The organism is Streptomyces alkaliterrae (assembly GCF_007097205.2).
Classification (GTDB): Bacteria; Actinomycetota; Actinomycetes; order Streptomycetales; family Streptomycetaceae; genus Streptomyces; species Streptomyces alkaliterrae.
In genome coordinates, this window is sequence record NZ_VJYK02000393.1 from 1 (window position 1) to 4249 (window position 4249).

General features: G+C 72.7%; 4 protein-coding genes. All 4 read right to left on the reverse strand.

The genetic code is table 11. The features are described 5' to 3' along the window. Positions 1 to 56 precede the first annotated feature (56 nt). On the reverse strand, positions 57 to 1574 hold the full coding sequence (glpK, locus tag FNX44_RS24385; RefSeq protein ID WP_143651134.1) for a glycerol kinase GlpK: 1518 nt from the start codon (positions 1572 to 1574) through the stop codon (positions 57 to 59). A gap of 80 nt (positions 1575 to 1654) precedes the next feature. Continuing rightward, a complete protein-coding gene (locus FNX44_RS24390) occupies positions 1655 to 2389 on the reverse strand; it encodes an MIP/aquaporin family protein (RefSeq protein WP_143651135.1) in 735 nt (244 codons plus the stop codon). Positions 2390 to 2540: 151 nt separating this feature from the next. Continuing rightward, positions 2541 to 3437 (reverse strand): M15 family metallopeptidase, encoded by an 897-nt coding sequence (locus FNX44_RS24395; protein ID WP_143651137.1) that lies wholly within the window; start codon positions 3435 to 3437, stop codon positions 2541 to 2543. Between the two features lie 113 nt (positions 3438 to 3550). Continuing rightward, the coding region (locus FNX44_RS24400; protein WP_323369642.1) for a glycoside hydrolase family 31 family protein at positions 3551 to 4249 on the reverse strand (699 nt) is incomplete at its 5' end.

A 4249-nucleotide genomic window follows, 5' to 3' on the forward strand; every position in this document is an offset into this window, starting at 1 on the left:
GGACGGGGGACGGCAAGGGCGGAGGGCTGGGACGACGTCGGCTCCGGCGCGTCGTCCTAGCCCTCGTCCTCGACCCAGCCGAAGCTGCGCCGCACCGCCTTCTTCCAGTTGTGGTACTCGCGCTCGCGCCGGTCGGCCGGCATGTCCGGCCGCCACTCGGCGTCCTTGCGCCAGTGGGCCCGCAACTCGTCCAGCCCCGACCAGACGCCCGTCGCCAGCCCGGCGGCGTAGGCCGCGCCCAGGCAGGTGGTCTCCGCGATCACCGGGCGGATCACCGGCACGTCCAGCACGTCCGCCTGATGCTGCATCAACAGCCCGTTGGCCGTCATACCGCCGTCCACCTTCAGGCTGGAGATGCGCACGCCCGAGTCCTCGTACATCGCGTCGACGACCTCACGCGTCTGCCAGCTGGTGGCCTCCAACACCGCACGCGCCAGATGCGCCTTGGTCACGTAACGCGTCAGCCCGGTGACCACGCCGCGGGCGTCGGAACGCCAGTAGGGCGCGAACAGCCCGGAGAACGCGGGCACGATGTAGGCGCCGCCGTTGTCCGCCACGCTCGCCGCCAACGGCTCGATGTCGGCCGCCTCGCGGATGATCCCCAACTGGTCGCGGAACCACTGCACCAACGCGCCGGTGATCGCGATCGACCCCTCAAGGCAGTAGACCGGGGGCTCCTCACCCAGCCGGTAGCCCATGGTGGTGATCAGCCCGCTCTTCGAGGCCACCGGGCGCTCACCCGTGTTGAGCAGCAGGAACGAGCCCGTACCGTAGGTGTTCTTCGCCTCGCCCTCACCGAAGCAGGTCTGCCCGAACACCGCCGCCTGCTGATCGCCCAGCGCCGAGGCGACCGGCACCCCCGCCAACTGCCCGACCGCCTCCCCGTACACCTCGGAGGAGGAGCGGATCTCCGGCAGCATCGCCTCGGGCAGCCCCATCGCCTCCAGGACGTGCGGCGCCCAGGAGAGGCTGCGCAGGTCCATCAGCATCGTGCGGCTGGCGTTGGTGACGTCCGTGGCGTGCACCCCACCGTCCGGGCCACCCGTCAGGTTCCAGATCAGCCACGAGTCCATCGTGCCGAACGCGATCTCCCCGGCCTCCGCCCGCTCCCGCAGGCCCGGCACGTTCTCCAGCAGCCACATCGCCTTCGGCCCGGAGAAGTAGCTGGCCAGCGGCAGCCCGCTGGTCTCCCGGAAGCGGTCGGGACCCGCCTCGCCGCCCAACCTCGTACACAGCGACGCCGTCCGGGTGTCCTGCCAGACGATCGCGTTGTGCACGGGCCGGCCCGTGGACCGCTCCCACAGCACCGTCGTCTCCCGCTGGTTGGTGATGCCCAGGGCGCTGAGGTCCGTCGCCCGCAGACCGGCCTTCGCGAGCGCACCGGCGATCACCGCCTGCACCTTCGACCACACCTCGGTGGCGTTGTGCTCGACCCAGCCGGGTTTGGGGAAGATCTGCTCGTGCTCGCGTTGGTCCACCGCGACGACCGAGCCGTCGTCGGCGAAGATCATGCATCGGCTCGAGGTGGTGCCCTGGTCGATGGCCCCCACGTACCTGGTAGTCGTGCTGCTCACGCTGACCCCCAACGTGTCGGTGGACGGTCCTCGTACGGCGGCCCGCCGACGGCCGGGGGCTGTTCGGCGGGCCGCGACGGTCAGAAGGCGACGGCGAAGATGCCGGCCGCGATGAACCCGCCGGCCAGCGGCCCCAGCACCGGGACCCACGAGTAGCCCCAGTCCGAGCCGCCCTTGTTCGGGATGGGCAGCACCTGGTGAACGATGCGCGGGCCCAGGTCACGTGCCGGGTTGATGGCGTATCCGGTCGGCCCGCCGAGCGACAGGCCGATGCCGACGACCAGCAGGGCGACCATCATCGTCTGCGTGCCCGAGGTGCCCAGGCCCTCGGTCAGGCCGAACGCCAGCACGGGCAGCACCAGCGTGATGGTCGCGATGACCTCGGTGACGAAGTTGGCGACGGGGCTGCGCACCTCGGGGATCGTGGAGAAGATCCCGAGAGTGGGCATCGCCTTCTCCTCGTCCCGGTTGGCCGAGAACTGCGACCAGTACACCAGCCAGGCCAGCACCGCGCCCAGCATCGCGCCGATCAGCTGCCCGGCGAAGTACACCGGAGCCTTGCCCCAGTCCCCGTCGTCGGTGGTCGCGATGGCGACCGTGACCGCCGGGTTGATGTGCCCGCCCGACAGCGGCCCGGCGGTGTAGGCGCCGGCCAGCACACCGAAGCCCCAGCCGAACGCGATGACCACCCAGCCGCTCGCCCTGGACTTGGAGTGGTGCAGCAGTACCCCGGCGACCACACCGGCGCCCAGCAGTACCAGGAGCCCGGTTCCGATGATCTCACCGATGAAGATGTCGCCGGTTGGATAGTTCATGGGTGACTCCTCATCCGGTGTGTGAGCCCACGTCCGACCGGTCACGCCTGGCCTCGGGGCGCCGCGGCACCGTTCCGGCGAGACCGTGACCCCAGTGTGGCCTCAACCCGCCGGCCCTGCCATCGGAAGGCGCGGCGACCGGCCCCCCCGGCTACTCGCTCCGGGAGCCGGGGCGGGTCACCGGGAAGTCGAAGTAGGTGGCCGGATGGGGTTCTTCGCGGAGCGAGTAGTGCCACCACTCCTGCGGCAGGTTCACAAAGCCCGCCCGCTCCATCGCCCGCCTCAACAGCAGCCGGGCGGCTCGCCGGGCGCCGCCGACCGCCGGGTGCTCGGTGTGCGCCAGCTCGTCGAAGCAGTCGTAGCCGGTGCCCATGTCGAGTGAGTCGTCGGGGGCACGTCTGCTGACGTGCGCGAAGCAGGGGGCCGTCCCGCCGCCCGGCCACCGTGCGTCGGGCCGCCCAGCGCCGGCCTCCCGGCGGTCGTCCGGGCCGCCCGGCACAAGCGACACGTCGACCGTCGATCCCCGGCTGTGACCGGAGCGCTCGGCGATGTAGCCCTCCGGGATCAGCCGCGCCTTGTCGACACGCGGGTAGTACTCCTCCTTCGTCCGTTCGTCGGTCGGATCGGCCGCCCACGCCGAGAACGCGTCCACCGCGCGCTGCGGGCGGTAGCAGTCGTACACCTTGAGAGAGAGCCCCCGGTGCCGAAGCCACCGCTGCGCCCGGCTCAGCGCCCGCGCCGCCTCCCCGGTGAGCAGACACTCGGCGTCGACGTAGCCCGGCACACGCCTGCCGAGGAAGTTGCGCGCCGTGGCGTAGCGGACGTCCAGGCGGATCGTCGGATCCACCTCCCGCAGCGCGACGAACCCCGCGGGCGGCGCGGCACCCCGTGTGCCGGCCGCCGCCGGGGCCGCAGCCACCCCGGCGGCGGTCCGGGAGGGCTGCGGAGTATCAACGAGCGCCGGCGCCGCGGTACAGGCCACGGCGGTCAACGTGGCCACGAGGCGTGCGGCGAAGCCGGCGGCGATGCGGGTGGACGGACGAGCCATGTCACTGCTCGTAGCAGCAGCCTGCCCTCCGGCGCCGCCGCCGACACCGGACACCGCGCTCTGTCATTCGAAAGAGTGAGCGAGAGTGAGGCCGGGCGACACGCGAGGCCGCCTCACCACGCCTCACCCCGCACCCGTACCGGCCACTCCACCGCCTCGCCGTCCTCCCGCGTCACCATCACCTCACCACCCGACAACCGCGACACCAGCCGCACCACATCCGCCGACGCCCCCGATCTGCCGGAACCGGGAACGTACAGCGCCCCACTGCCGGTCCGGCCCGCGCGCGGCCGCCAGACCTCCAGCACCACTCCGCCCCCGCCGTCCGACACCGGCACCACCGCACCGGCTCGCACGAACACCGGCAGCCGATCCCGCACCACCGGCACCACCAACCGGCCCGGCCCCCGGTGCGCCACGCCCGTCGCCACGTCGTACCACCAGCCGTGCGGCAGCCGCAGCCGCCGCTCCACGCAGCCCGGCTCCAGCACCGGAGCCACCAGGAACGCGTCGCCCACCGCGAACGCGTCCTCGCACTCCCGCGACAACCGGTCGCCGGGGGAGTGCCACCACACCGGGCGCGCGACCGGCGTGCCACCGCTGACGGCCAGCTCGCCCTGCGTGTCCAGGTACGGCAGTAGCCGCATCCGCTCGGCGAGCGCGGTCCGCGACGCCGCCGGAGCCCCCTCCGGCCACGCCGCCGGATCCGCGTCCGGCGCACCCACCGGCCGCACCGGCAGCCAGGCCGCCAGCTGCCACCACCGCACCAGCAGCTCCTCGTTGCCCCGGCCGTCCGCCGCGAGCGCCCCGCC